At 55.0% G+C, this 23,077-nt stretch carries 22 protein-coding genes and 1 tRNA gene; 4 read left to right on the forward strand and 19 right to left on the reverse strand.

The features are described from left to right. Positions 1 to 243 precede the first annotated feature (243 nt). The 16 genes from KK925_RS05210 to KK925_RS05285 all read right to left on the reverse strand — a co-directional run bounded on the left by KK925_RS05210 (position 244) and on the right by KK925_RS05285 (position 16,000). Complete coding sequence (locus tag KK925_RS05210) at positions 244 to 1,965, reverse strand: M3 family oligoendopeptidase (protein ID WP_174583184.1); 1,722 nt, start codon at positions 1,963 to 1,965, stop codon at positions 244 to 246. Positions 1,966 to 2,049: 84 nt separating this feature from the next. After that, positions 2,050 to 4,497: a glycosyltransferase gene (locus tag KK925_RS05215; RefSeq protein ID WP_236027861.1), complete on the reverse strand. Its 2,448-nt coding sequence runs from the start codon at positions 4,495 to 4,497 to the stop codon at positions 2,050 to 2,052. Further along, positions 4,424 to 5,113, reverse strand: coding sequence for a polysaccharide deacetylase family protein (locus tag KK925_RS05220; RefSeq protein WP_174583185.1), 690 nt, complete (start codon positions 5,111 to 5,113; stop codon positions 4,424 to 4,426). The genes KK925_RS05215 and KK925_RS05220 overlap by 74 nt, the downstream gene beginning before the upstream one ends. Before the next feature lie 32 nt (positions 5,114 to 5,145). Next, entirely contained in the window at positions 5,146 to 5,901 is a 756-nt protein-coding gene (locus tag KK925_RS05225; protein ID WP_174583186.1) for a GNAT family N-acetyltransferase, read from the reverse strand. A 389-nt stretch (positions 5,902 to 6,290) separates the two neighbouring features. Beyond that, positions 6,291 to 7,493 carry a glycosyltransferase gene (locus KK925_RS05230; protein ID WP_174583187.1) on the reverse strand — a complete coding sequence of 401 codons (1,203 nt, stop codon included), beginning with the start codon at positions 7,491 to 7,493 and terminating at the stop codon, positions 6,291 to 6,293. A 76-nt stretch (positions 7,494 to 7,569) separates the two neighbouring features. Next, on the reverse strand, positions 7,570 to 8,382 hold the full coding sequence (lpxA, locus tag KK925_RS05235) for an acyl-ACP--UDP-N-acetylglucosamine O-acyltransferase (protein ID WP_174583188.1): 813 nt from the start codon (positions 8,380 to 8,382) through the stop codon (positions 7,570 to 7,572). Between the two features lie 607 nt (positions 8,383 to 8,989). Further along, positions 8,990 to 9,457 (reverse strand): hypothetical protein, encoded by a 468-nt coding sequence (locus tag KK925_RS05240; RefSeq protein WP_174583189.1) that lies wholly within the window; start codon positions 9,455 to 9,457, stop codon positions 8,990 to 8,992. 669 nt (positions 9,458 to 10,126) lie between these two features. Next, positions 10,127 to 10,285 carry a recombinase family protein gene (locus KK925_RS05245; RefSeq protein ID WP_214096325.1) on the reverse strand — a complete coding sequence of 53 codons (159 nt, stop codon included), beginning with the start codon at positions 10,283 to 10,285 and terminating at the stop codon, positions 10,127 to 10,129. Then, positions 10,285 to 10,458 carry a hypothetical protein gene (locus KK925_RS05250; protein ID WP_214096326.1) on the reverse strand — a complete coding sequence of 58 codons (174 nt, stop codon included), beginning with the start codon at positions 10,456 to 10,458 and terminating at the stop codon, positions 10,285 to 10,287. The genes KK925_RS05245 and KK925_RS05250 overlap by 1 nt, the downstream gene beginning before the upstream one ends. 664 nt (positions 10,459 to 11,122) lie before the next feature. After that, positions 11,123 to 12,478, reverse strand: a complete 1,356-nt coding sequence (gene hflX / locus KK925_RS05255; RefSeq protein WP_174583190.1) for a GTPase HflX — start codon at positions 12,476 to 12,478, stop codon at positions 11,123 to 11,125. After that, positions 12,475 to 13,452 (reverse strand): tRNA (adenosine(37)-N6)-dimethylallyltransferase MiaA, encoded by a 978-nt coding sequence (miaA, locus tag KK925_RS05260; RefSeq protein ID WP_174583191.1) that lies wholly within the window; start codon positions 13,450 to 13,452, stop codon positions 12,475 to 12,477. Before miaA ends, hflX begins: the two co-directional genes overlap by 4 nt. 210 nt (positions 13,453 to 13,662) lie before the next feature. After that, on the reverse strand, positions 13,663 to 13,803 hold the full coding sequence (locus KK925_RS05265; protein ID WP_214096327.1) for a hypothetical protein: 141 nt from the start codon (positions 13,801 to 13,803) through the stop codon (positions 13,663 to 13,665). Positions 13,804 to 14,046: 243 nt separating this feature from the next. After that, positions 14,047 to 14,301: a hypothetical protein gene (locus tag KK925_RS05270; protein ID WP_174583193.1), complete on the reverse strand. Its 255-nt coding sequence runs from the start codon at positions 14,299 to 14,301 to the stop codon at positions 14,047 to 14,049. A gap of 138 nt (positions 14,302 to 14,439) precedes the next feature. Beyond that, positions 14,440 to 14,697: a hypothetical protein gene (locus tag KK925_RS05275; RefSeq protein WP_174583194.1), complete on the reverse strand. Its 258-nt coding sequence runs from the start codon at positions 14,695 to 14,697 to the stop codon at positions 14,440 to 14,442. Between the two features lie 604 nt (positions 14,698 to 15,301). Then, the gene (locus KK925_RS05280) at positions 15,302 to 15,736 is read right to left on the reverse strand and encodes a recombinase family protein (protein WP_174583195.1); all 435 of its coding nucleotides are present in this window, start codon (positions 15,734 to 15,736) and stop codon (positions 15,302 to 15,304) included. A gap of 120 nt (positions 15,737 to 15,856) precedes the next feature. Continuing rightward, the gene (locus KK925_RS05285; RefSeq protein WP_174583196.1) at positions 15,857 to 16,000 is read right to left on the reverse strand and encodes a hypothetical protein; all 144 of its coding nucleotides are present in this window, start codon (positions 15,998 to 16,000) and stop codon (positions 15,857 to 15,859) included. Positions 16,001 to 16,420: 420 nt separating this feature from the next. On the opposite strand from KK925_RS05285, the gene KK925_RS05290 reads away from it, so the two are divergent. Further along, entirely contained in the window at positions 16,421 to 17,539 is a 1,119-nt protein-coding gene (locus KK925_RS05290; protein ID WP_174583197.1) for an acyl-CoA desaturase, read from the forward strand. 142 nt (positions 17,540 to 17,681) lie between these two features. On the opposite strand, the gene speE is transcribed toward KK925_RS05290, so the two are convergent. The 3 genes from speE to KK925_RS05305 all read right to left on the reverse strand — a co-directional run bounded on the left by speE (position 17,682) and on the right by KK925_RS05305 (position 20,201). After that, on the reverse strand, positions 17,682 to 18,587 hold the full coding sequence (gene speE / locus KK925_RS05295; protein ID WP_214096328.1) for a polyamine aminopropyltransferase: 906 nt from the start codon (positions 18,585 to 18,587) through the stop codon (positions 17,682 to 17,684). Next, on the reverse strand, positions 18,584 to 18,976 hold the full coding sequence (speD, locus tag KK925_RS05300; protein WP_174583199.1) for an adenosylmethionine decarboxylase: 393 nt from the start codon (positions 18,974 to 18,976) through the stop codon (positions 18,584 to 18,586). The genes speE and speD overlap by 4 nt, the downstream gene beginning before the upstream one ends. A 703-nt stretch (positions 18,977 to 19,679) precedes the next feature. Further along, a complete protein-coding gene (locus KK925_RS05305; protein WP_174583200.1) occupies positions 19,680 to 20,201 on the reverse strand; it encodes a DoxX family protein in 522 nt (173 codons plus the stop codon). A gap of 957 nt (positions 20,202 to 21,158) precedes the next feature. Here KK925_RS05305 and KK925_RS05310 point away from each other — a divergent pair. The 3 genes from KK925_RS05310 (at position 21,159) to panB (ending at position 23,011) form a co-directional block, all read left to right on the forward strand. Further along, positions 21,159 to 21,232: transfer RNA gene (locus KK925_RS05310), tRNA-Arg, on the forward strand. Between the two features lie 560 nt (positions 21,233 to 21,792). Continuing rightward, positions 21,793 to 22,287 (forward strand): 2-amino-4-hydroxy-6-hydroxymethyldihydropteridine diphosphokinase, encoded by a 495-nt coding sequence (gene folK, locus KK925_RS05315; protein WP_236027863.1) that lies wholly within the window; start codon positions 21,793 to 21,795, stop codon positions 22,285 to 22,287. Continuing rightward, a complete protein-coding gene (panB, locus tag KK925_RS05320) occupies positions 22,232 to 23,011 on the forward strand; it encodes a 3-methyl-2-oxobutanoate hydroxymethyltransferase (protein WP_174583202.1) in 780 nt (259 codons plus the stop codon). Before folK ends, panB begins: the two co-directional genes overlap by 56 nt. The last annotated feature ends 66 nt before the right edge of the window (positions 23,012 to 23,077 follow it).

Below are 23,077 nucleotides of genomic sequence, written 5' to 3' on the forward strand. Positions count from 1 at the left end.
TAGAGCGCCGAATGCGCTGCGAAATGCCCAAAGAAGGAAACGAGCTAGCCCAAAAAACTGGGCCTGCTTGCTCTGTTTTCTCACGGGCCCAAGTGAATCAAGGAGGCAGGACAAAAACCTTCACTCGTTTAGCCACAGCAAATGTACCTTCGAACCGTGTTGAAGTTAAGCGAGCAATTCGGACATTATCTCCAAAAATCTGCGAGCTTTCTCCCAATCAGTCGGCTGCCTTTTCAGGGAAATTCACTCCAGTCTTTCCAGTTCCTGGCGCACCGCTGGCGTAAGCTCTCTCAGAAGTTCTCCCCTGACATCTAGACGAAGCCCGGAAGCACGAAAGAGAGTAGGTAACGGCTGGGAACCTCCAAGAGAAAGAGCCTGCAAGTACCGGCTAATGCTCCCGGCACGGTCATGCCGTGCTTGGAACCAAAGCTGAAGAGCCCCCAGCTGGGCAATACCATACTCGATATAGTAAAAGGGAATCTCAAAAATATGGAGCTGGCGATGCCATAGATAGGCTTTCGCGTCCTCATAACCCTCCCACGCTTCGATACCGCCGAACCGGTCCATGAGCATGAGCCAGACTTCTTTCCGTTGTTCCCGTCCATGTGTAGGGTGGGTATAGACCCAATGTTGGAACGCGTCTACCATGGCCATCCAAGGGAAAAAGCTTACGATGTTTTCCCAGTGCATTCGGCGCGCTCTTCGAGCTTCTTCTTCAGAGTAAAAAACCTCCATCTCGTCGTTACCCAAAAGCTCCATGGACATCGACGCCACCTCGGCAAACTCCAAAGGACTGGACCGGTAGGCAAGAAGCTTGTGATGACGGGCACACAGCGTGTGGAACGCATGACCTAGCTCGTGAAGGAGGGTCTCCACATCCCGATGAAGTCCGACCGCATTCATGAAAATGAAAGGCATCCTTGCCTCCGCTAGCGTACTCTGGTAGCCGCCGGGAGCCTTTCCTTTCCGGTTCTCTAGATCCATGAGATCTTGGCTCGAGAGAAGATCAACAAATTCCATCAGGCGAGGATCTACCCTCTCTAACACCGTTCGGGTTTTTGCCAGAAGCTCCTTCCCCGTTTGAAACGGCCGTAACGGCGGTTTCCCTTCGGGATCCACCATCAAGTCCCACGGCCGTAACACATCGACGCCCAACTTTGCGCGCCGGCGCTCCTGAACCCAACGGTAAAGAGGAACGATTTCCCTTTCGATTGCCGCATGCAGTTGGCAACAATCCTCGGGGGTGTAATCAAAGCGTTCATATTTTGCAAACACATACTCCCGGTAGGACGAATAGCCGGCCTCGCAAGCGATGGCATGGCGTAACTTGACCAGTTCATCGAAGAGCTCCTCCAATCGCTGCCGGTCTGCTAACCGCCGCTGGCAGATCAATTCCCAGGCTTTCTGGCGTTGCGACCGGTCCGGCTCTTCCAATATCCGGCTTGCTTGCGCTAGCGTAAGCTCCTGTCCATTCCAGCGGATCGTCATTGCTCCCACGATCCGCTGGTATTCCTGGGTGTATTTGGCTTCCTGCGCTTCCCGCGCCACGTTGGCTTCACGAAAGATCCTAACCTCGTTTTCTACACTCCTGCGGAAAACATCGTAGTACGGAGGTAAAAGCCCAAAAGAGGGATGGGCCAAAAGCTCCCTCAATAATTGAAAGCGTTTCGGCTTGAGCCACGGATCAATGGTCTCAACAAAGTAAAGGTAATCCTTCTGCCGCTGCGGGTCATCCGTCTGGCATGTCATCGCGATGTAACGACAGGTTCGTGCCTGGTCCACCGCAGCAAAAAATTCGCTCGCATCCTCCAACCACTCTTCCAATCCTTCCACCGTATCCACCCGGTGGAGACGTCGGAAAAGTTCGTTGACCAAAGACTCCAGAGTGGAAAGTTGGGTCAGATCGGCATCCTGGGGAATCCAACGGCGCTTTTGATAAGGGGGAAGCTCCAGACCGTTTTTCACTGTTCTTTTCCTTGTAAGGAATAGGGGGCTTGAGGTTCCTTTCCTTCCTTTCCTCTTTGCTTCGTCGAGCTACCTAACTGCTCCTTAACGGTGTGCCCAAAGACGCTCTACTGACGATTCCCAACTTCGAGTCATCCGCACCCGCTCGGCCAGGGCCTTCCGAGCTTCCCAAGAGGGTGGAAATTCCAAAAGTCGCTCAATCGTTTCCACCCACCCCAAAAGGTCGCGAGCTGATACAACGTACCCACCTTCCAGGGAACGCACAAGCTCGCACGGCCCGCCCACATCCGTCACAACCGCAAAAAGACCACACCCCATCGCTTCCAAAACAGCATTACCAAAAGTGTCCGTCGTACTCGGGAAAAGAAAGAGTTCCGCCGAAGCATACGCTTGGGAAAGCTCGGGCCCGCTCAGAAAACCCGTAAAAATCCCCTTTGGCCATAGCTCCCCCAGTTCCTTCCGATAGGGGCCATCCCCCACAAAGGCCATAGTAAACGTTCTACCGCGCCGCTCTAGCTCCCGGAGGACTTCAACCAAAAATGCTAACCCCTTTTCTTTCGAAATTCGCCCCACGTACACAAGCACTGGGCCCCGGGCTCCTCTACGAATCCAGAAGCGCTCATCGCGAAATCCCGGATGGAACTCGTTGCTGTCCAAGCCTCGCCAGAAAATCCGCAACTTCTCTTCTGCCAAACCCCGTTCAATCCATTTTTGGCGATAAAAACTCGAGTTGACATACACAAGATCCATCTGGCCGTAAAACCATTGCATATACTTCCAAGTAAGACTCTCGATAAAGGCATCATCGGAAAGGAACCGTGCATATTGAGGGAAATCTGTGTGATAAATGCCAATGAGTGGAAGCCGTAAAAGTTTCCCTGCCATGACGGCCACAAGCCCAACCGGTCCTGGCGTACTCACAATAAGCTCCCCGTAGCCTTGAGTGTAGACCCACTCCAGTACATCGAGCACAGGAGGAAAGGAAAGCTTTTGCAATTCGTACTCCGGGATCTCGAACTGGCCAACAGGCGGAAAATTTTTAACGGGAATGTCCCAGGAACGGAGCTCACAACGCGACGTCACTACGGTGAGCTTCCGGCCCAGAGCCATCGCCGCGCGAGCCACAGCCACAATGGTCCGAGCCACGCCATTGACATCCTCTAAGGTATCCGTAAACCAGGCCCTCCCCTCGTCCCCTTTAAACAAGCCATCTCCCACAGGGAACCTCCGTGCCAGTTCCCCCAATATCTCTCGCGGGACCGCGTGGCGTGCGAAACCTACGAGATAGGGAACAACCGCGCCGGCGACCGCTACAAAGCCAGCGGCTGTTTCGAGAGCTTCGAGATAATTCTGATGCTCCCACCGACGAACGAACTCCACAAAAAGCCGATATCCCAGTTCGTCGACCAAGTAGGATGCCACGCGAAAGGAACGACGCTGCGGCAGGGTCTCGGCTTCAATGCGCTCGTCTAGCGCCTCCCGGAGCCTGGGATCCGTGAAAAACTTGGCAAACTCCCGGGCTAAACCCCCTTCCCCCGGCCGCACTAACTCAAACACTTGGCCGGAACGAATGACCTCAGCTACATGACCGATTCGCTCACCAAAGGAAAAAGCTGCTGGATTTCTCCCGGCTACAAATCGTTCAGCAACCTTGCTCAAGAGGGAGGCAGCCAAAGGAGCACGACTTTGGAGCCGATCCCGCAAAAAACCAAAAAGGGTGTTGTAAAGGCTGCTGGAAAATTTAAACGGGTCCCCCGCTTCCCCCATGGCTTGCGCCTCTCCCCGCCATAAACCTGCAAAAAATTCCTTCGGGCCACCGTTTCCCTCCCATTCCGTCCAAGCACACGCCACGAAAAGGCCCCCGTGATCGTCGCTCCCCCCCGTGGTCCATTTCCGGTGAGGTTCCGGATGGGTGGGGAGCAGGTTGTGACGGTTGGCCAGTTCCTCGATCTTTTCAGGAGTGAGTGCCTCGAGAATGTATTGACACAAAAGCTGCGAGAGCCGTTCCCGATTCCCGTTACGGACCTCGAAAATCTTAAACAGGAGTAAAAGCCTTTCAAAATGGTCCACAGTCCAGTTGTCGCTCAAAGGAACCAACGGATGGGTAACCGCGTGGGCGATTCCTTTCGCGGTAAGGAAAGCGGCCAGCTCGTAGATGTTGGCCCGAACCTTCTGGATCTCTCGATGGTCCTCCTCGGTAATGTCCCAAACCAGGAGATGGACTGGACAGCCATCCGGGAAGTACGTCGTTACCTCTTCACTGAGAAAAACATCCGGGTAATGAGCAATGGCCAACACCCCCTCGATGGAATCATGATCCGTAATGGTCTTTAAATTCATTCCCCGCGTGTGGAGCTTTCGGTACAGTTCCTCTGGTGAGCTATAGCTCTGCGGGACGCCCATGCGCCTCAGGATCCACTCGTTGGGTCGATCCGAGTGTCGGGAGTGAAGATGAAGGTCAACTCGCAACATAATCCCGGTAACTGGAAGACTGGTAGCCCAAAGCCAATAGATTGCCCAAGACTCGGTCAATCTCCTTCCAAAGAGTTTTTTCCCGGAAATCTCCTGGGTGAATGGCTATCCGAACCGGATCTGCCCCGCGTACACACCTGGCAAGCCACCGGTTCCACCCCCAGGACACCACCCGCCGCCATAAGGACCGACTGCTCCAGCAGAGCGATTGAGAAGGAATGTGGCGTCTTTTTTCTCCCAGAACGATGATGCCGGTAAGCCGGGTTGTGTAGCGAAATCCCAAAAGCGGCAGGACCTCGAGAAGGTCCACCGAAAACAGCCATGCGGGCGCGACAAAACCCCAAAGATCCCATCCTAACAAAGCAAAAAGTTCTTTCCCTTTCCAGAGCCGTTCCACCATCACTTTCCGAGGCAGCCGAAGAAACTCTGCTTCCCCAGCCGTGTAAACCCTTCTCCAAAACACCTCCGTTGCCCGTGTCTCCACGTCCTGCTCGTCGTGATAATAGCCATGGAGCACAATTTCCCTCCCCCGAGCCTGCTCCAGGGAAAGCCACCGGCAGAGTTCCGGACAGTCCAAAAGAGTCTCTCGATGATGGAAACACGGAATCACCAAAAGACTCCTCTTTTCTACCCCCAGCTGGTCCAACCGTTCTCCAATCGCTACAACCTCGCGCAAAGCACCCGGATGCACATCGTGAATCGATACAATTAGGGTTGGGCGCCTGCGGTTGTCGGTCGGCGATGGGAGCAGGAACCGTAAAGGCGAGGATTTTTCGCTAAATCCTTCCATACCGTGCACAAAAAGACCGGGCTCTTGACATAGGCACGGTATTTTGTCAATTCCCTCCGGTCCAAAACCCGAAAGCCATAACGAAGAAAAAGCTTCTCACTCCTCCGATCTCCCCAGGTGACAACCTGGCCGTAGACCGACTTTTCACCCGAAGCCACAAGGTAGGCAAGGAACTTATCGATAAGTGCGCGCGTAGAAGCCACGTTACGGGCTTGCGGTAAAAGATTGATGTGAAAATGAGGAACGCCCCGTGGTGCATAAGGGACTTCTCTCCATCCCTTACAAAGGACCCACCGCAGGTAACGTCGGGTAGACGAACGATAAGGCCAAGCCCACCAACGGTAAAACGCTCGAAAGAAAAGGTATGGATTGTAGAGGAGATGAAACAAAAAGCGGCGGATCGGCTTTCGACATCCCGTTAGGTAACCGACTACTTGGCCATCCCTCTCACAAACCAGCGTAGATTCCGGTTCCCAATCGGTGTAGTAACGCGTCAAGTAATCGGCAAAAAGCTCCCGATCCTCGAAAACCGGATCAATGGGATGGCCAAGAAATCCGGTATCCGCGCAGATTCGGCGAATTGCCTCCCGGTCCTGCTTCTGGAAAAAACGAGCCCGCAAGGCCACGGGAAGAGCGCACGCCTGCTGAAAAGTCTCCAAAGAGTGTTCCTCCATGCACTTCCTTTGGTTGGAACTCCTTGAAAAAGATTGGGTCGCTTGAGCTCCCCCTCCAAGAGCAAAGGGTGCAAAAACTACGATTCATTTCCAAGTACAAATCGGCACGCAAGCTTCCCGCAGTCCCAACTTGGGCTTTCTCCTGCGACAGGCAGCTGCCCCTCGCCCTCGAAAATCCCTGCCAAAGACAACATTTTTTAGTGAAAAAAAGACTGCGAGTCCGAAAGGATAAGCCATCCATCAGGTCAAAAACGAAAACCGTCTCCGACCCCGCCCGAAGGTCCTCTTCTCATCCCCCGCTGCACGCCTTCCACCCACCCAGAGACTAAGACCTCCCTGTGGTTTCGAAATGAGGTGCTTCTTCCTCCAGCCCCACCCCCATTGCCTCCCTAGCGGACAAACGAGGTCTTCGTAGCGCAAGAAGAGCTCGGATCTTCTTGTCCCAAAGCCTTCCGATAGGTCTGCCACAGCCGGCCAAATGTATGCTTCCAAGTGTAATGTTGGAGGACTTCCCTGGCCACCCTCTGGCCCCACAGAGAAAGATCGACCCGGCGTGCCCCAAGGATGGCTTCTGCCAGGGAGTCCGGGCTATTGGCATCGGCCCAATATTCAAGCCCCCATAAGATGTTTTCGTCCATCTGGGTTCCCCGAATCCCAATGACCGGACAACCGCAAGCTTGGCTTTCCAAAGCAACCAATCCGAACGTTTCGACAATCCCGGGATGCACAAAAAGATCGGCGCAGCGATAATATCGGGCCAGCTCTTCTTTCGATTCCACGTACTCAACCCAAACCAATCCTCCGACTTCCCGAGCCGTTTGAGCAACTCGAAATCGCAATGGCCCGTCACCAATGACCAGAAGCCATAACTGGCGTTGGCCCCCCTTGCGCAATCGGGCAAAAGCAGAAAGAAGCGTCCCAATATTCTTCTCCCGGGAAAGTCTGCCCACGTAGAGCAAAAGAAAAGCATCCCGGGGTACACCGCAGGTTTTTCTCCACTCCCAATCCTTCCCCGACGGGCAAAACACTTCGGTATCCACTCCCAGAGGGATTCGAACCACATTGGCAACACCCCAATCGCGAAGCAGCTGGTAGAGCCGGTGGCTGGCCACCAGGGTAAACCCAAACCTCCGATAAAGCTCACGGATATACAGCCTGGCTCCCGCAAAGGCGACCCGCTCGGCCCACCGGCCGCCATACCGGGCCAGAGTCCGCAGATACGCATCCGGAAAGTGCGAATGATAAAAGCCCACAACCGGACAACCCAAGCGAGCACCTGTTGCTAACGCGGCCCAGGCCAACTGATAGGGGTCTCCTACCTCAATGACATCCGGCTGGATTTTCTCTAAAAGCAGCCTGACCTGCCGCAGGTTCCAAAGAATCCGATACCGGCTTGTGCGGTCTACCCTGGGTGATGCCACGGTATAAACATGCGTCCGCTCCCCGTGCCACGACCCAGTCCGCTCCCCTGGAATGACAAGATAATGTTCATCTTTTCCGTTAGATTCTACATACCGCTGTTTCTCGGAAAGGTACCGTTTCACCCCGCCGCTGCGGGGGGAATAAAATTGTGTTAGATCGCAGACCCTCACAACGGGTTAGGGTTGAATGCTCTTGCTTGTGTCACCTTCCCGAGATCGGAGAGTTTTGTCGATCGAAAAAAATCTCCTATCCTTCTTCACCTGTTTCCCAAGACCGCGACGAACAACGTTCCATACAGATACCACGGCGTGAGGAACGAATGAAAGCAATGAGTTCTGCGACTGGACCCTCCTTCCAGCGCTTCTCCATTTCCTCGAGAGCCTGGCTTACATTTCGCCCGCTGCGATACAATATCCTATAAGCCTCCAGGATCTGCCGCCGGTCAGCCTCCGAAAAGCCCGCTCTGCTCAACCCCACCCGGTTAATCCCACATACCTCGTTCGTATCCCTTGCGACAAAAAACGGAGGCAGATCTTTGCCTAACCGCGTTTGGCCCCGAGTCATGGAAAAAGCACCAATCCGGACATGCTGATGTACGACTGCAGCCCCACCCAGAGTAGCCCCCTCCCCCACCTCAACGTAGCCTGCCAAAAGGACATGGTTCACCAGCGTGACCCGGTTCGCAATGCGACAGTTGTGCGCCACATGCGAACCCACCATGAGGTAGTTATCGTTTCCAATGCGCGTTTCCGCCCCTTCCCCGGTCGCTCGATGAATGGTCACGTGCTCCCGGATCACGTTACGATCCCCAATGACCACTTGAGAAGGATCTCCCGCAAAGGCATGGTCCTGGGGCTCAAGTCCCACCACCGCACCGTAGCCAATCTGGTTGTCCTTCCCGATCCAGCTCCGGCCCGTAATGTAGGCGTAGGGGCCGATGCACGTCCGGTCTCCAATAAAGCACCCGTCCTCAATGATGGCTCCCGGCCCCACCTGAACCCCTTCGCCGAGAAAAGCACCGGGACTTACCAGAGCTTGAGGATGAATCGAGCACGCCATAGGTCGCTTTCCGATGCAAGAAAGCCCACGACCCCGAACGCACGCAAAACGTGCACAAAAGTAGTTCGTCAATCGAAGAGAGAAAAGCCTCTAAAAAGCCGATCGTTCTTTTTTCCAAACCATTGGTACAGCAAAAACTTTGGGCTCCACCAGGCATTCCGTTTGTAACGCAATCCGTACCAAACCCCAAACCATTCCTAAAACCATAGATAACCACTCCCCCACTAAGGAACGTCGTCCGAAATGCTGGGAGAATAGCGCTCCCGACGATTCGCGTCCCGGTCTTTTCAACGGCAAAGCGCATGTACCGCCCAGTCCCGCGTTTTCGGGCACAGAGGCGCGGGAGGCCGTCGATCGCCTTCCGACCCGGCGTCCGCTGCATGCGCCGCTTTGAGTCGCCTCCGAACCCCAATAGAAACGACCACACATACTTCGTCCGATTCCTTGCGCGTAGGGCAAAGGTGAGCTGACCGCCAGTGCGACTAGCCACGACTGCGTCTCGCACGAATGGGCATTCGGAGAGCCCCACTCCCCTCCGGGCGAGAACGCGAGGCTGCGCCCTCGTAAAAACTTGTGCCATGGCGGCGTCCATGGTCGACCACGCCCATTACAGCCGTGTCAGCCTGGTCGACTTCGATCCCCTCGACTCCGGCAGCAAAAAAAGCCGACTTTGAGCCATCGCGATCGCCTTGGCATAGGTCAAGGAAGAGAAGGAACAAGCCCGAACGGGGGCCACCGATTCAAGCTTGAGCTTGCTCCTGCGAAGATCCAATGATTCGATCAGAAGGAAGTTGCCCGATTCGCCACAGGCCCGGCGAATCTCCCTGGACCCATCACGAAGGATCGCTCTTGTTTGCTCCTTGCTCTTGCCCTGGAGATTCCGTCGGATCCGGCGAATTCTTGCAAGATCGCCCAAGCGGTTCATTTCAGCCAAGGCAAGATGATCCTCGTTTCTGTCGATGCTGGCCGCTCCGGCAAGCCGGTATGTCACCAAGGAAAAGGGGTCGGTGTTGCGACGCTCGGCAAATGCCCGCCACCGCTTCCGGTCGCGGACGAAGCGGTAGCTTAAGCCCAAATCCCTCCGGTTTCCGGACGAGTGTCCTCCTTTTGGTTGTCCCGGTTACCCTCCGGCTGGCCGAGAGGGGCTACAGGATCGCCTGCTGGCCGCAGGCAAAATGCACGCCCGCAAGCACCAGGTATTGACTGGGGTTCTCCACCCGTCTGGCAGCCGCAACCGCAAAGCAGAGAGCCTCGCCTCCCTGGCGGCTATGGCTCGGCGGCACTCACTCGCTCGGGACTCTCCTTCGGCCAGGAGCGCGTCAAGCTGGGTCGGGAGGATGACCAAGCGCCGCTTTTTTTCGTGCAACGCATTTGATTCCGGCTTCTTCTTCTCGAGCCTGCGGATCTCCTTTTGCCGCTCTTTCCGGATCCCTTCCTTAGCTCCGCAATCACCTGGGGCCGCCTTTCGCCGATCGAAGCCCTTTTTCCTTCGAGCTCAGACCCGGAGTGCATGGAGCTACCGGGCCGGTCAGGCCAAATCGCCGCAGAAAGGATCGATTGCTCTCGTTGAGCGACACACAAGCCCGCCTTTCGGCGAAGAGGCTTGGCTCCCGCCCGCCCGTAGAGCGCCGCATAGGTGTGAAGACGCGAAACCTCTTCCAGGGTCAGCGCCAAACGCCACTCTCATGGGAAAATGGGGAGCGTACTTGTGAATGGCTTCAAGCGCCTTCTTAGCACAGTTCTGCTAGGAGTTCTTCTCGTAAAGCCTGGCAGACAAGGAAACAATCCCCTTAGGCAGATCGCGTACGCGATCGTCGGTCATCCCATTGGGATCCACCACCAGAATGGATCGACTCTTCTGCGTGGCCAGTGCCGGTTCCAGATACTCCAAACCGAAGCCCATCAGCCGGTCGCACTTTCGACCAGGATGGCGTCCACCTTCCGATCAGAGACCTGCCCGATGAGCCCTCTACGATGCCCGTTTATGCCGGAGCCGATCTTCTTGACGGCCCGGACGATCCGCAACGGTTTGCTTGAGAGGCAACTCAGAGAACCCAAGTCAATAGTCTCTCTCAATCCGCTTTTTCATCCCTGCTGGACACCCGCGCATAGAGGGCCACGCCGTCAGGCCGCTCCGCCTCCGCACGCACAATGACCGTCCCGGTTGGCAACTATTCTGCGGGAAGAGACAAACGCCCCTCCTTCCACATCCGCCAAGCCGCCTTGTAGCCAACACCCTGCCGCTTAACCGACGCACTCAACTTCATTGTGATATGCTGCCATGAACAGCCTTATGCGTCGCTATATTTTTAGCTCTTGGCAGCCCCTCCCGACAAACATAGTCGCACGGTTGCGACGGCCTCTTTTTGGCCCGATCCCGCACAAGCCCCCCACCGCACCTGCCAATGTCTCTCGCAGCGCCCAAGCTCTCGCCCCATCCTCCACAACGCTACAAACAAAGGTCATGCTCGAAAGTAAAGACTTCATTTCCGCACAACAGCTGGAACCGTTCCAGATGGTCCTGGTAGCTGAACCGCCTGCGAAGTTCCGCCGCGGGCGGTGCCTGGCGAGCAACAAAAGAGAACCTGCTTGGCTTCCAGCCCAATCAGGCGGTCTTGTTGGATATGCCGTTGGCTCGTGCGGAAGTCCGATAGCTTCCTAGCGATACGTGATCCCTATTTTAGGTCAGCTTCCCATGGAGCCATCCGAAGCTCTTCCCAACACGCGCCGCGAAAGCTCTTTAACTGGAAGAAGCGCCGAAGGCTCCAACCTTTGCTTGAAGGACCAAGCAGGGATCCACATCCGAAAGATGCCTTTCCTTGTTCTCCACGACAAAGGATGAAAGCCGCCCTCGAAGAACAGGAGAAACCAAAGCAATCACCTCCACCGCATCCTCCCGATATCGGGTCTGCAAAACGCCTCCTTCGCGATAAAGCTCAGAGATAACCTCTACATGGTCCCAAGGAATCCGGAAGACTGCCCGGACCCGTCCCGCCGACGTCTCAGCTTGCACCTCCTCTAAGAGCTTGTCGATCCCCTCTCCCGTACGGGCCGAAACGGCGATCGAGCGACGACGTAACGCCAAGGCCCTTTCTACAATGGATCGATTTGCCACCCGATCCACTTTGTTGAACACGACGAGGGTCGGCTTGTGAGCGACCTTTAGCTCATCCAGAACAGCTTCTACTGCGCGGATTTGTTCTTCGTAATTGGGGGAGGAAAGATCCACCACATGGAGCAGGAGATCGGCCCCTTCCAATTCTTCTAGCGTAGCCTTGAAGGATTCAATCAGTCTCGGGGGAAGCTTCCGGATAAAGCCCACGGTGTCGGTCAAAAGAACCTTGCTCCGGTCCGGCAACTCCCACACCCGAGTGGTCGGGTCCAAGGTAGCAAAAAGCTTGTCCTCCGCAGGCACAGACGCCCGGGTCAGATAGTTAAAGAGGGTCGACTTACCCGCATTGGTATAACCCACGAGCGAAACACAAGTCCAGTCCTTCCGAACCCGTGCCCCCCGCTGGACAGCCCGCCGTCTGCGCACCTCTTCCAGTTCTCTTTTGAGCTTCGCAATTCTCTCTTTAACCCGCCTGCGATCCATCTCCAGCTGGGTTTCCCCCGGGCCACGAGTTCCGATGGTCCCATACTGGCGAGACAGGTGCGCCCACATGTGAGTGAGCCGAGGTAAAAGATAACGCAGCTGAGCCAGTTCAATCTGGAGTTTTCCTTCACGGCTTTGCGCCCGCTGTGCAAAGATATCCAGGATGAGTTGGGTTCGATCGAGGACTTTGCGGGCAAAAAGATTACTCAGATTGCGGCTTTGAGCCGGAGAGAGCTCGTCATCAAAAATGACAGAATCAATCCCCAGACCAAAACAAAGCTCCGCAAGCTCCTTCGCTTTGCCTCTTCCCACATAGTAAGGAGCCGTGGGGGCATCAAGCCGCTGAGTCTCTTGACGAACCACCTCCCCTCCAGCGCTTTGTACGAGCCGCGAGAGTTCCTCTAGGGATTCCTCATGCATCCAATGGGGTTCCTGAGGGGTTTCCACCCCTACCAAAAGCGCCCGTTCCCTCGGCCGCGTGTGAACGACGTCTGGGGTCATCCAGTCGCCAATAGTTCCAATCGCAAGCTTTCGGCGAGCTTGGCTGGTTCCTCTCCGCGTTCCATCATTCGATATCCAACATTTACTTCTTGGCGAAACCACGTCAACTGTCTCCTTGCATACTGCCAGGTCCTTCTGGCAATTGCTTCTTGAAGCCTGGATAGCGTGCCCCCCTCCTTGAGCCAGCGGGCAATTTCCCGGTATCCAATGGCGGGGCAATTTTCCACCGCTTCATACCCACCCTCTTTGACCAGCCCTTGAACCTCCTCGATCCACCCCTCGGCAAGCAGCCTCTGAACTCTTGTACTAATGCGCTCCTTTAGCTCCTCCCGCCTACGATCCAGCCAGATGGCTCGAAACTGCTGAATCCGGGGCTTTGTGGTGGTCTTCTGCCAATCCAAAAGGGATATCCCTGTCTGGAGTTTCACCTCAAGTGCACGGAGTACCCGCCTAGGATTGGCAAGATCAATTTGTTGAGCTGCCTTCGGATCTTCGATCCAGAGTCGCCTCACCCGTTCCTCCTCAGGAAGGGCTTCCAGCATGCGGCGTAACTGGGGATCAGGGGCTGGGGCCCCACAAAGACCGCGTGTAAGAGCTCGGAAATAAAGCCCGGTCCCTCCCACCGCGATCACTCCTCGTCCCTGTTTTGCTTGCTCTTCCAGAAACCAACTCGCATGGGTGACAAAATGGCCAACGCTCCACGACTCCCACCAGTCCACAAGATCAATCCCGCCATGGGGTATTTGCGCGCGTTGCTCCGCGGAAGGCTTGGCCGTGCCAATGTCTAAGCCACGGTAGACCTGCATGGAATCCAGGGAGAGAATGGCAGCCCCAAGCTTTTGAGCCAAAAGGAAAGCAACCTCGCTCTTTCCCGTAGCGGTCGCTCCCACAAGGAACCAGACAAACGGTGGATATAACGGTCGATCTTCTCCCTGCGCCATGACCCAGTCTTTCCTCTTAAAAAAGATATGCATCGCTTGCCTCTTTCCGAGAAGCTTCCTAAGAGTTCGAACCCAAGGGCAACCCCGTTTGGATGCAAGGGAAGGAAAGGATACCCAGGCTTTTCCAACCCAGATTCACCCTCAAGAACTGGTCCTAAAACTAGTGCCAACCCTTCCTCTATCAGCAAAACTCGTCCGCTACCCTAGCCCAAGACCGCTGGCGACCATTCGCGTGCTAGCGTTTCATCGGCAAAGCCCAGATAGCGCCCAATGTCCCGTTTTCGGACGCCGCAGCCTGGGAGGCAGCCGATTGCCTCCCGACCGGGCATGGGCTGCATGCGCCCGTTTGAGTCTCCACCGACCCTCCACCATAGAAATGACCATACATGCTCCGTCCGATTGCTTCCGGTCCGAGAAGATGACATGGCCGCTGTTGGGAGTTGGCACGACTGCTTCTAGCGCGGATACGCGTGTGGAGAGACCCAACCCTCTCCGGGCGTCAGCAGGTTGCCGCGCTCTCCTAAGAACTCGTGCCGTGACCAGGCGCATAGTTGACCACGTCCATCCCAGGCCCGTAGGCCGTGTCGACTTCGGTTCACCTCGACTGCGGCAGCAAAAAAGCCGACTTCACCACCGCGATCGCCTTGGCGTAGGCGAAGGAAAGAAAAGCAACCCATCCGGAACGGGATTCACCGACTCAAGCGTGAGCTTCCTCTTGCCAAGATCCCATCGTTCGATCATAAGCGGCCTACCCGATTCGGCACAGGCCCGGGCGATCTCTTTGCATGCATCAGCAAAAATCGCTTTGGCTTGCTCCTGGCTCTTGCCAAGGAGATTCCATTGGATCCCGCAGATTGTCAGAAGATTACCAAAGCGCTCCAACTTCCCCTAAGCCGAGATCATCCTCGTTCGCGTCGATGCCGACCGCTCCGGCAATGCGGTGTGTCACCAAGGAAACCGCTCCGCGCCCTCCACGCTCGCAAACAGGCTCCCCCTTCCGTTCCTGCACGAAGCGGTAGCTCAAGCGCAAAATCGCTCCCGCTTCCGGGCGAGTTTGCCTCTCTTGGCTATCCCGGTCACCATCGCTGCCTGGTGGCGAGCGCCTTGAGGATCGCCTCCTGGCCGTAGGCGAAAGCGCACGCCCTTAAGAACCAGGTATTGGCTCGGACTCCCCCATCCGTCCGGCACCCACAACGCCCGAGCCGATAGGCTCCCGTCCGTGGATACCGTGGCTTGGCAGGACGGGTTACCGGCGGTCTTGTCCTTCGAGCCGAGCACATGGAAGTGGCTTGTCCGCTCCGCTTGCCTATCCCTCTTTTCCAGTCCGAGTGAATCGGGTATCCGTTCTCTACCAAGGAAAACTCTTTACAGGAAGAGGCGGCGGGAAGCCAAAGAGAGACGGATCCGCTCCGGACTCCTGATCGTCCAAGAGCCGATTAAGCTTCGTCCCAAGGATGGCCATCCGCCGCTTTTTCTTGTACAAAACGTTCGATCCCGGCTTTCTTTTGCTTAAGCTTGCCGATCGGCGTTTCCGCTCTTCTGGGTCCCCTCCTTAACTTCCTCAATGACCTCGGGCCGCCCTTCCCGGCTCGAAGCCGTCTTTCCTTGGAGGTCCAACCCGGAGGGTAGGAAACTCTTGTGCGGTGAGCCCAAACCGCGACAGGAAGAATCGCTTACGTTTCTTTAGCGAAACGCCAGGCCGCATCTGATAGAAAAAACTCCGCTCCACCCCCGTCCCGGAGAGCGCCGCAGAGCCGTTCGGACGCCAAAGCTCTTGCGGTTTTCGGTGTCAGCGTCAAACCTCTCTCCTATGGGAAAATGGCGAGCGTACTTGTGAATGGCTGCAAGCGCGTTTTTGGTGCGGTTCTGCGCGGATTTCTTCTCAGTAGAGCCTGGCACACAAGGGAACGATCTCTTCATCCAGGTCGCCTACGATATCGCCAGTCATCTCATTGGGATCGACCACCAGGATAGATCGACCATGCGCGCCCAATGCTCCTTCCAGGTGCTCGGAGGCAAAAGGCATGAGCTGGCGGCGGTGCTCGCCGAGGATGACGCTTTCCTTCCGATCACAGACCTGCCCAAGGAGCCCTCTGCGTAGGCCGTTCCTCCCGAAGCCGACCTTCTTGACGGCCTTGGCGATCTGCAACCCTTTGCTTGCGAGCCAACTCGCAGAACCCAAGCCAATGGTCTCTCGCAATCCGCTGTTTGATCGCCGCTTCGACACCCGCGCGTAGAGGGCCACGCCATCGGATGGTGCCCACTCCCCATGCACGATTACCGTCCCGGTCGGTAACTGCTCTGCGGGAACAGGCAAACGCCCATCCTACCCCATCCCCCAAGCCATCTTGTGGCCAACGCGCTACTGCTTGGCCCATGCACTTAACCTCATGCGGATAGACTACCATCCACAGAGCCTTATCTCTCCCTAGATTTCTTAGCTATAGGCAACCCCCAAATCCTCTGCGGGCAAATTCCATGGGCAGGGAGCTTCGGCAAAATGGCAGACTTCCGCTTTTGGCTTCGGGACCGCCACAATCCGAGCATTGTTAAGCCTTTGGGGATCGGGGCGAAAGACCATCGGACACAGGTCGATTTCCTACGAGCTGGCTGGACGTGAGCGCGGCTGTCTCTTTCTCTCTCTTCCCAGAGAAGTAGTTCCTCTTACGCACGCAAAGGGCCAGGACCCTTGGGGGGTTGACTCAACAATCCTACTCCTTGGAGGATGGCAAAGAGGTACGCTTCTTTAAAAAAACCATCCTTGCCTACCCGGTTGGACCGAGAAGCTCAAAGAAGGTCCAGGTTCGGCAAGCAGCACAAAAGCAAGACAAAAAAGGTTGGTCGCAAAGAGGTCCTCAGGTAAACTTAGGGACCCTTGGCAGAAGGCGGTCCGTTAGGTGGCGGTTTATGGGGTTAAGGCCGGAGGGTGCCGTCTTTTGCGAGGAGCGAATTTCGAAAGCGGCCTTGGGAAAAAGGCCGTTATTGGAGAGAGGAGGGAAAAATGTCGCAAACAAACACAACAGGAAAACGAAAAATCCATTGGCTTAACTTCTTTTTTTTAACTGGGACGCTTGTCGCGGCGGCGGTAGGGGTACCTCTCTACCTATGGGTTTTCGGCTGGGATTGGTACCAATTTGCCCTGTTTGTTCTTTTCTTCATCCTGACCGGGTTGAGTATTACCCTGGGGTACCATCGGCTTTATTCTCATCATGCGTTTGAGGCGGCTTGGCCGATTAAGCTTTTTACCATACTGTTTGGAGCCGCCACCTTCCAAGGAACTGTTATCGAATGGGCATCTGATCACCGGTATCACCATAAGTTTGTGGATCGTGATGGCGATCCTTACGATGTGACGAAAGGGTTCTTTCATGCTCATATTGGTTGGCTGCTCTACGGGGAAAACAGGAATAACGCTGACAACGTTCGAGATCTCCTCGCTGATCCATTCGCGTCCTGGCAGAAGCGCTACTATGTGCCCCTAGCTGTCGGGATGGGGATCGTTTTGCCCACACTTCTCGGTTTTCTTTACAAGGGGCCTGTTGGAGCGTTGGGTGGTTTTCTTATCCCGGGGATTGCAAGGATAGTCTTTGTGCAGCACATGACCTTTTTCATCAATTCGTTGTGCCATATGGTGGGCAGACGGCCTTATTCGATCCATTGTACGTGCCGCGATAGCTGGGTGTTGGCCCTGGTTACCTTCGGGGAAGGGTACCATAATTTCCACCATGCCTTCGCGTACGACTATCGGAACGGGGTACTCCCGTGGCAGTGGGATCCTACCAAGTGGGCGATTTGGATTCTGCATCGCCTTGGGCTTGTGTGGAACTTGAAAAAAGCGCGCCCCGAAGCAATCCTTTTGGCTCGCCTGCATGTGTTAGGAGAGACCCTGCAGGCAAAACTTGCGCAGTGGCGCCAGAAGGCTGCACGGCTTCCCGTTTCGTTCCAAAACGGGCTTTTTCAGGTCGAATCTACGCTGGCTCGGTGGAAAGATTACTGGTCAAATCCCGAGAAACGCAAGGAGCTTTCGGAAGAGATCCTGAAAACGGCCGTTCGAGAGCTGGAACGAGCCGACGCATTCCTCCGTCGTCTGGATCGGGTTCGGTGGGCTTCCACTGGATAGGAAGCGGAGCTGCTCACTTGCGGCTTTTAACTGCCCATGGCTGACCCTACCCTGCTGGTACCAGATGCAAGCCAGAGCCCTTGTTTATTGTCCCTGGAAAGGTAGGGGGATCTGACCCGCCCTTTGCCTTTCCCCCGTTTTGCTAAAAAAGAAAGGTGGGATGGGCTTGCGTCACCACGCGAGTCTCTGACTCGAGTCGGATTCGAAGATAACGGGGCAGGGAAAAAAGCCCTATGTGTTGAATCCCATCGTAAAAGCGCAGTTCTTCCTGGACACCACGGGCCTCCAAAATCCGGTCCACTTCGCTAGCCTCCATTGCCGCCGGATCCCTTCCCAGACTGCCCATCACAAAACCCCATGTGAATCCAAAGGAAAGCATAGGGACCGTGTAGGCGCGTACCACCGGGAAAACCTCCTTAAAGGTTCGGAAGACCGGTGAAAAGACTTCCTGATAATTCAAAAGCGTTGCAGGACCGGCTTGTGTGACGACGATCCCTTCCCGGGTTAGACGGTTCCGGAGGAGTTCATAAAACTCTTTCGTGTAAAGAAAGACCGAAGGTCCTTCTTCAACAGGATCCGTGAGATCCAGAATGATCACATCGTAAAGACGTTCTTCCTCTTCTAAAAACCTTCTGGCATCAGCGACCCGGAAGTCGAACCGAGGGTTTTCAAAGACCCCTCGGGAAAATTCTGGAAAGTACTTCCGGCAGAGTTCTACTACTTCCTGGTCAATGTCAATCATGGTTACGTTCTGCACCGTTCGATGACGCAAAGCTTCCCGGGCTGTAGCTCCCTCTCCGCCACCGCCAATAAACACCGAAACAGGATGAGGATGAGCTACGAGGGCGGGGTGAACCAGCGCTTCGTGATAGACAAACTCATCAAGCTCGGAAGATTGCGTTTTTCCGTCGAGCAGCAACAACCGCCCGAACGAAGGGGTGTCAACAATGGAAACTTCCTGGAACTGGGTTCGCCCACTGTAAACGATACTCTCTAGGGCAACTCCACGAAACAGATCCGGATGGAGTCTCTCCAACAACCAATTCAATTTTCCTTCGTACATGGAGTTACCTGAGAGATGTGAGGAAACGGAGGTTTACCTCGCTCAAGAAACTTTACTTCCGGATGAACACACCGCAGCCGCCACAAAAGATAGTTAACGATCTTGTCTGATTCAAAATCCAGCTTGCAAGTAAACATATCGACCGCTGCGTATCCATACTCAGGCCATGTGTGGATACACAGGTGGCTTTCCGCAATGGCCACAATCCCCGTAACACCCACCGGGGAAAACTTGTGGAAAAATTTTCCGATAACACGGGTGTTTGCCAGCTTGGCTGCTTCAAGAAGGGTCTCTTCCACATACGGCAGATCGTCCAGCAGCCGGGGATTGCAACCCTTGAGCTCGATAATCAGGTGGATCCCCAGTGCGTCCAATCACACTACCTCCTTTTTTAGGTTTCTAGCGGGTGTAAACCCTTACCCTTTCTCCCAAAATTGTCAACCCCCTTGTGTGACCCCCTCGCGCCATTCCCAAAAAAAACGGCCAACGCTCTCTGTAGGGCCCTACTTTCGGCTCTGCGAGTAAAAGCCGCCACTCTTCCTCCGAAGCTAGGGCAAAAAGCGCCGGAGCGGATTGGCTTGGGAAAACCTTCCCGTGAGATTGCCTCGTTCTTTTCGAAAGGTCCTTTCCGAAAGCAAACCTCCGTTTGGCGCTCGGGGCTCAGACCTTTTGAAGGGTAAAAAGAGGGCTTGTCCTGCGCATGGAACCCGCTCGTTTCTTATGCTTCACCCTGCAAGCCGTTGCATCCTGGATTCTCTCTGACTGCAACGGTTTTTTTTGCGTAACCCCCTACCCTCTTATGCGCTCATAGAGTCGAAAGGATCACTAGAAGTCTCGCAGTCTTGCGCTATTCTCCCCAATCACCCATCGGAGGCGCTACCACGTACCGTCGAACCTCGTTCGCTCTCTTCCCGAGCCTACCACCCGCTCTTGCTAGGTCTACGCCTACTGTATTGTCGATTCCAACATCCAAGAATATTCTAACCCACCGGATCTCAAGCCCGAAAAAGTGGCTGCCAGGCCTCAAAGCCCCCGTCGCGGCAGCATCCTCGCCCGTGGTTTCTCTTCCCATCGCTCCTATCCCCCCTGCCGAGAGCCCATGCTAACGAGCAGGCACAACCCACCGCCGATTGCGAGATTTTTCAAAAACATGATCGACTGCATCTGCCGTTCCGCCCCCTGGAACGTCCAAAATGAATGAAAAAGAAACGTCACACCAATAAGATAGATCAGTAAAAGAGAGGCCCCCAGCACAAGCCGCCATCCCAACAGAAGGGAAAGGCCCCCGAAAAGCTCTACCACCACAGCTACGCCCAGAAGCCAACTAGCCGCAGGAAGCCCCCGAGAAGCTACCCATCCCACCGTCGTTTGCCAGGTCAATATTTTATGTATAGCGCTAAGAAGAAAAATCTGTGAAAGCAAAATCCTTCCCAATAGGTAAAAAATCTCTTGGTAACCTTTCATATTTTTTCTTACTTGATACTCTAGCTTTTTATCGCTCCTTTTCAACCCCAACCTCCTGCCTGGATCTTCATACAGGAATCCCCAAAGTAACTCTTGCAACCAATGCTTGGCTCGCAAAACTTCGCAGTTTCCCATCCCTATTCCTTTTTCGTTTTCCCCAACCCATTCCGTTTTTTGCGCCGAACACCATGATACGATCCCCTTTTTTCCTCATCGTTCATCCCGGCTTTATAGCGAATCGCTAGCTAACGGAACCGAAACCCATGTAGCTTCCGGACCATCCTTTTTTCAGAAAAAAGACCACAACCCAAAAAAATCTTTTTTCCTCCTAGTGCCTTTCCCCATCCTCATTTTGGATCTTCACAAACGAAATGCCTCCTTCCCATCTTGGCCCTTGGAAAAACGTTTCCCTTAAAAACCACCTGTTCGCCATGCACTCAACCCGATTGCCACACACCAAAAATATTCCCAGGAGAAGTAGCTCCGCAACAAGGGTTCGATCACTTTACCGACCCATCGTAGCTACGGTGTTCGCATGGAATGGTTAGCGCTGGATAAACATCGTTTTGTTAGGTCACATGTCGCGTCTAAGCCGCGCTACAACCCGAGACTTCTCTTATAGGGATTTCTTGACCATTCTGTCTGGTTCAAGACCATCATGCGTACTCATTATAAGTGTTATAAGAGCACGTTTTCTCTGAAGAAAAAGGATTTTTGCTTTCTTTCATATAAGCGACTCTTCCTTCCTAAAACCCCTTTGTTGACCTGGCAACAACCCGGACGGCCGGATCCCACAGGCTTTTGGCTTGTCGCTCCTTCCCGACGGGAAACCTTGCTTCCGGCCAGATTCCTCGTTGCTTTCTCCCTAAGCGGGGGAAAAGTGCCCGTACAAACCTGGCCCAAAAACTATCCCTCAAAGCTTGGAAGGAGGCCAGCAAGATTGCCGCAAAAAAAGAGCTAGATTTTTCGGTTCCCGCCGGACTTTTGCATCCCCTTGACGAACCTGTGCCAACCCCGTTTAAGCCCCTTTACTCTTGGACGACTAACGAATAAGATTCCTCCAGTTCTCACGCTTTTCTTCGTGCTCGCTTGGCACCCATAGCTCAATCGGATAGAGCATCGGTCTTCGGAACCGAGGGTTGGGGGTTCGAGTCCCTCTGGGTGCGGTAGACACCTCTTTCCGAACGGTGTTCCGCTAGCCAAAACGGGGTTTAAGCACCAGATCGACTGGAACTACCTCCTTTGCTGGTTCTGGGAAATCCTTGCCTTGGACCGTTCCTTCTTTTGCCCCTACGACTCCTCTGGCTAAGAGAGTCCCGGGAAAAAGACGACGCCAGACACACCCCACGGGAGAAGTTTGGACCGATGTGCCTCCCTGGCTTTGAGAAGCCGTTGTCTCTTTACTTCTACGCTTCGAGTCGCGGCAAAATCCACCCGTATTTTATGACGGCTTGCCCATCAGTGGTTCTGCGTCAGCGCTCTCTACCGTTGCTGTTTTGGCCCGACCTCGGGGTCGATCGCCTCCGACGGCCAAAGCCCCGTCTTTTTTAGAACCTTGTTCGCTCTGCCGTCTGGAGGTTGCCTGAACGGTTGGAGGACATCCGCGCTAGCTCCTGCAACCGGCTACGCGCTTTTTGCCGATTTTTGTTCGGAAAATGGCCCTAACAGGGGTACACTTTGTACGGTTCGAGGATCTTTGGGTAACAAACACCAACAGGCCTTGAAAGTGGGAATTGGCATCGGGACCAATCTGGGCAATCGTCAGCACCAGATGGCACGGGCCATCGCGTTTCTTCACTCCTTAAGCGAAGGTCACTTCCTCTGCTCCTCGATATGGGAAACAGAACCGGTTGATTGTCCCGCGGGTTCTCCCAAGTTTCTCAATGCCGTTGCGGAAATAGAGACAAGAAAGCCCCCCCGCGAGCTCCTTTCCCTATTCCAAACCTATGAAAAGGTGGCTGGGCGTCGACCTTCCAAGGAACGGAATAGTCCGAGAACCATCGATTTGGATATTCTTTACTATGGAAACCTCATGCTGGCCGAGCCCGATCTGGTCATTCCCCATCCTCGCGCCAGCGTCCGACTGTTTGTGCTGGGCCCTCTTTCCGAGATCTGCCCCACCCTAGTCCTTCCTGGGCAAACACGAACCGTAGAAGAACTGTACCGTGAACTCCTTCAAAATCACCCCTCAGTGGGTCCGACAGGCAAAGCAAACCGGTAGGCGCCTCGCGGTACTCACCGCCTATGATTATCCCACTGCCCGCCTCCTGGACGAGGCGGGAATCCCGGTTATTTTGGTGGGCGACTCGCTTGGCATGGTAGTGTTAGGCTTTCCTGACACCACCTATGTCACCTTGGAGCACATGATCCACCATACAGCAGCCGTATCCCGGGCAGTCCGCCGAGCTCTCCTCGTCGCAGACCTTCCCTACGGAACCTATCCCAACCCGCGGGAAGCCCTGACCAATACCCGCAAACTCTTGGAGGCTGGAGCCCAGGCGGTCAAACTCGAAGGCGGGAGAACCGTGAAGCCCCAGGTTGAAGCACTCGTAAAGGAGGGTATTTCTGTGATGGGCCATATTGGGATGCTTCCTCAACGGATCCGGGAGGAAGGCGGATACCGAAAAAAGGGGAAAACCCCGGAAGAGGTCGACGCACTGCAAAGGGACGCAGAAGCGCTGGTAGAGGCAGGGGTATTTAGCCTCGTTTTGGAATCCGTGGTTCCCGAGGTCGCCCAAAAGATCTCCCGGGCAGTTCCCATTCCTACCCTAGGGATTGGCTCAGGACCCAACTGCGACGGGCAGGTTCGGGTTCTTTCCGATCTCCTGGGTCTTTACCCCTGGTTCCGACCCAAGTTTGCGCAGCCCTACGAACACCTAGCCGAAGCGATTCGTCGAGCCGCCCTTACCTTCCAAGAGGAAGTCGAAAAAGGGGGACCGAGCTAGCGAGGGGCTGCACGACCATGACGGCGCGGCCAAACTGCATCTCCCTCCCGAGACAATGGTGCAAAG

The organism is Candidatus Methylacidithermus pantelleriae, assembly GCF_905250085.1.
GTDB lineage: Bacteria > Verrucomicrobiota > Verrucomicrobiia > Methylacidiphilales > Methylacidiphilaceae > Methylacidithermus > Methylacidithermus pantelleriae.

What these genes read in the sequence shown, in the direction of transcription:
- KK925_RS05225 (WP_174583186.1), bottom strand. Translation starts at nt 5,901, where the DNA reads ATGGAGGAACACTCTTTGGAGACTTTTCAGCAGGCGTGCGCTCTTCCC.
- lpxA (WP_174583188.1), bottom strand. Translation starts at nt 8,382, where the DNA reads ATGGCGTGCTCGATTCATCCTCAAGCTCTGGTAAGTCCCGGTGCTTTT.
- KK925_RS05245 (WP_214096325.1), bottom strand. Translation starts at nt 10,285, where the DNA reads ATGGGCTTCGGTTTGGAGTATCTGGAACCGGCACTGGCCACGCAGAAG.
- hflX (WP_174583190.1), bottom strand. Translation starts at nt 12,478, where the DNA reads ATGACCCCAGACGTCGTTCACACGCGGCCGAGGGAACGGGCGCTTTTG.
- miaA (WP_174583191.1), bottom strand. Translation starts at nt 13,452, where the DNA reads ATGCATATCTTTTTTAAGAGGAAAGACTGGGTCATGGCGCAGGGAGAA.
- KK925_RS05265 (WP_214096327.1), bottom strand. Translation starts at nt 13,803, where the DNA reads ATGGTCATTTCTATGGTGGAGGGTCGGTGGAGACTCAAACGGGCGCAT.
- KK925_RS05285 (WP_174583196.1), bottom strand. Translation starts at nt 16,000, where the DNA reads ATGGTCTTTCGCCCCGATCCCCAAAGGCTTAACAATGCTCGGATTGTG.
- KK925_RS05290 (WP_174583197.1), top strand. Translation starts at nt 16,421, where the DNA reads ATGTCGCAAACAAACACAACAGGAAAACGAAAAATCCATTGGCTTAAC.
- KK925_RS05305 (WP_174583200.1), bottom strand. Translation starts at nt 20,201, where the DNA reads ATGGGAAACTGCGAAGTTTTGCGAGCCAAGCATTGGTTGCAAGAGTTA.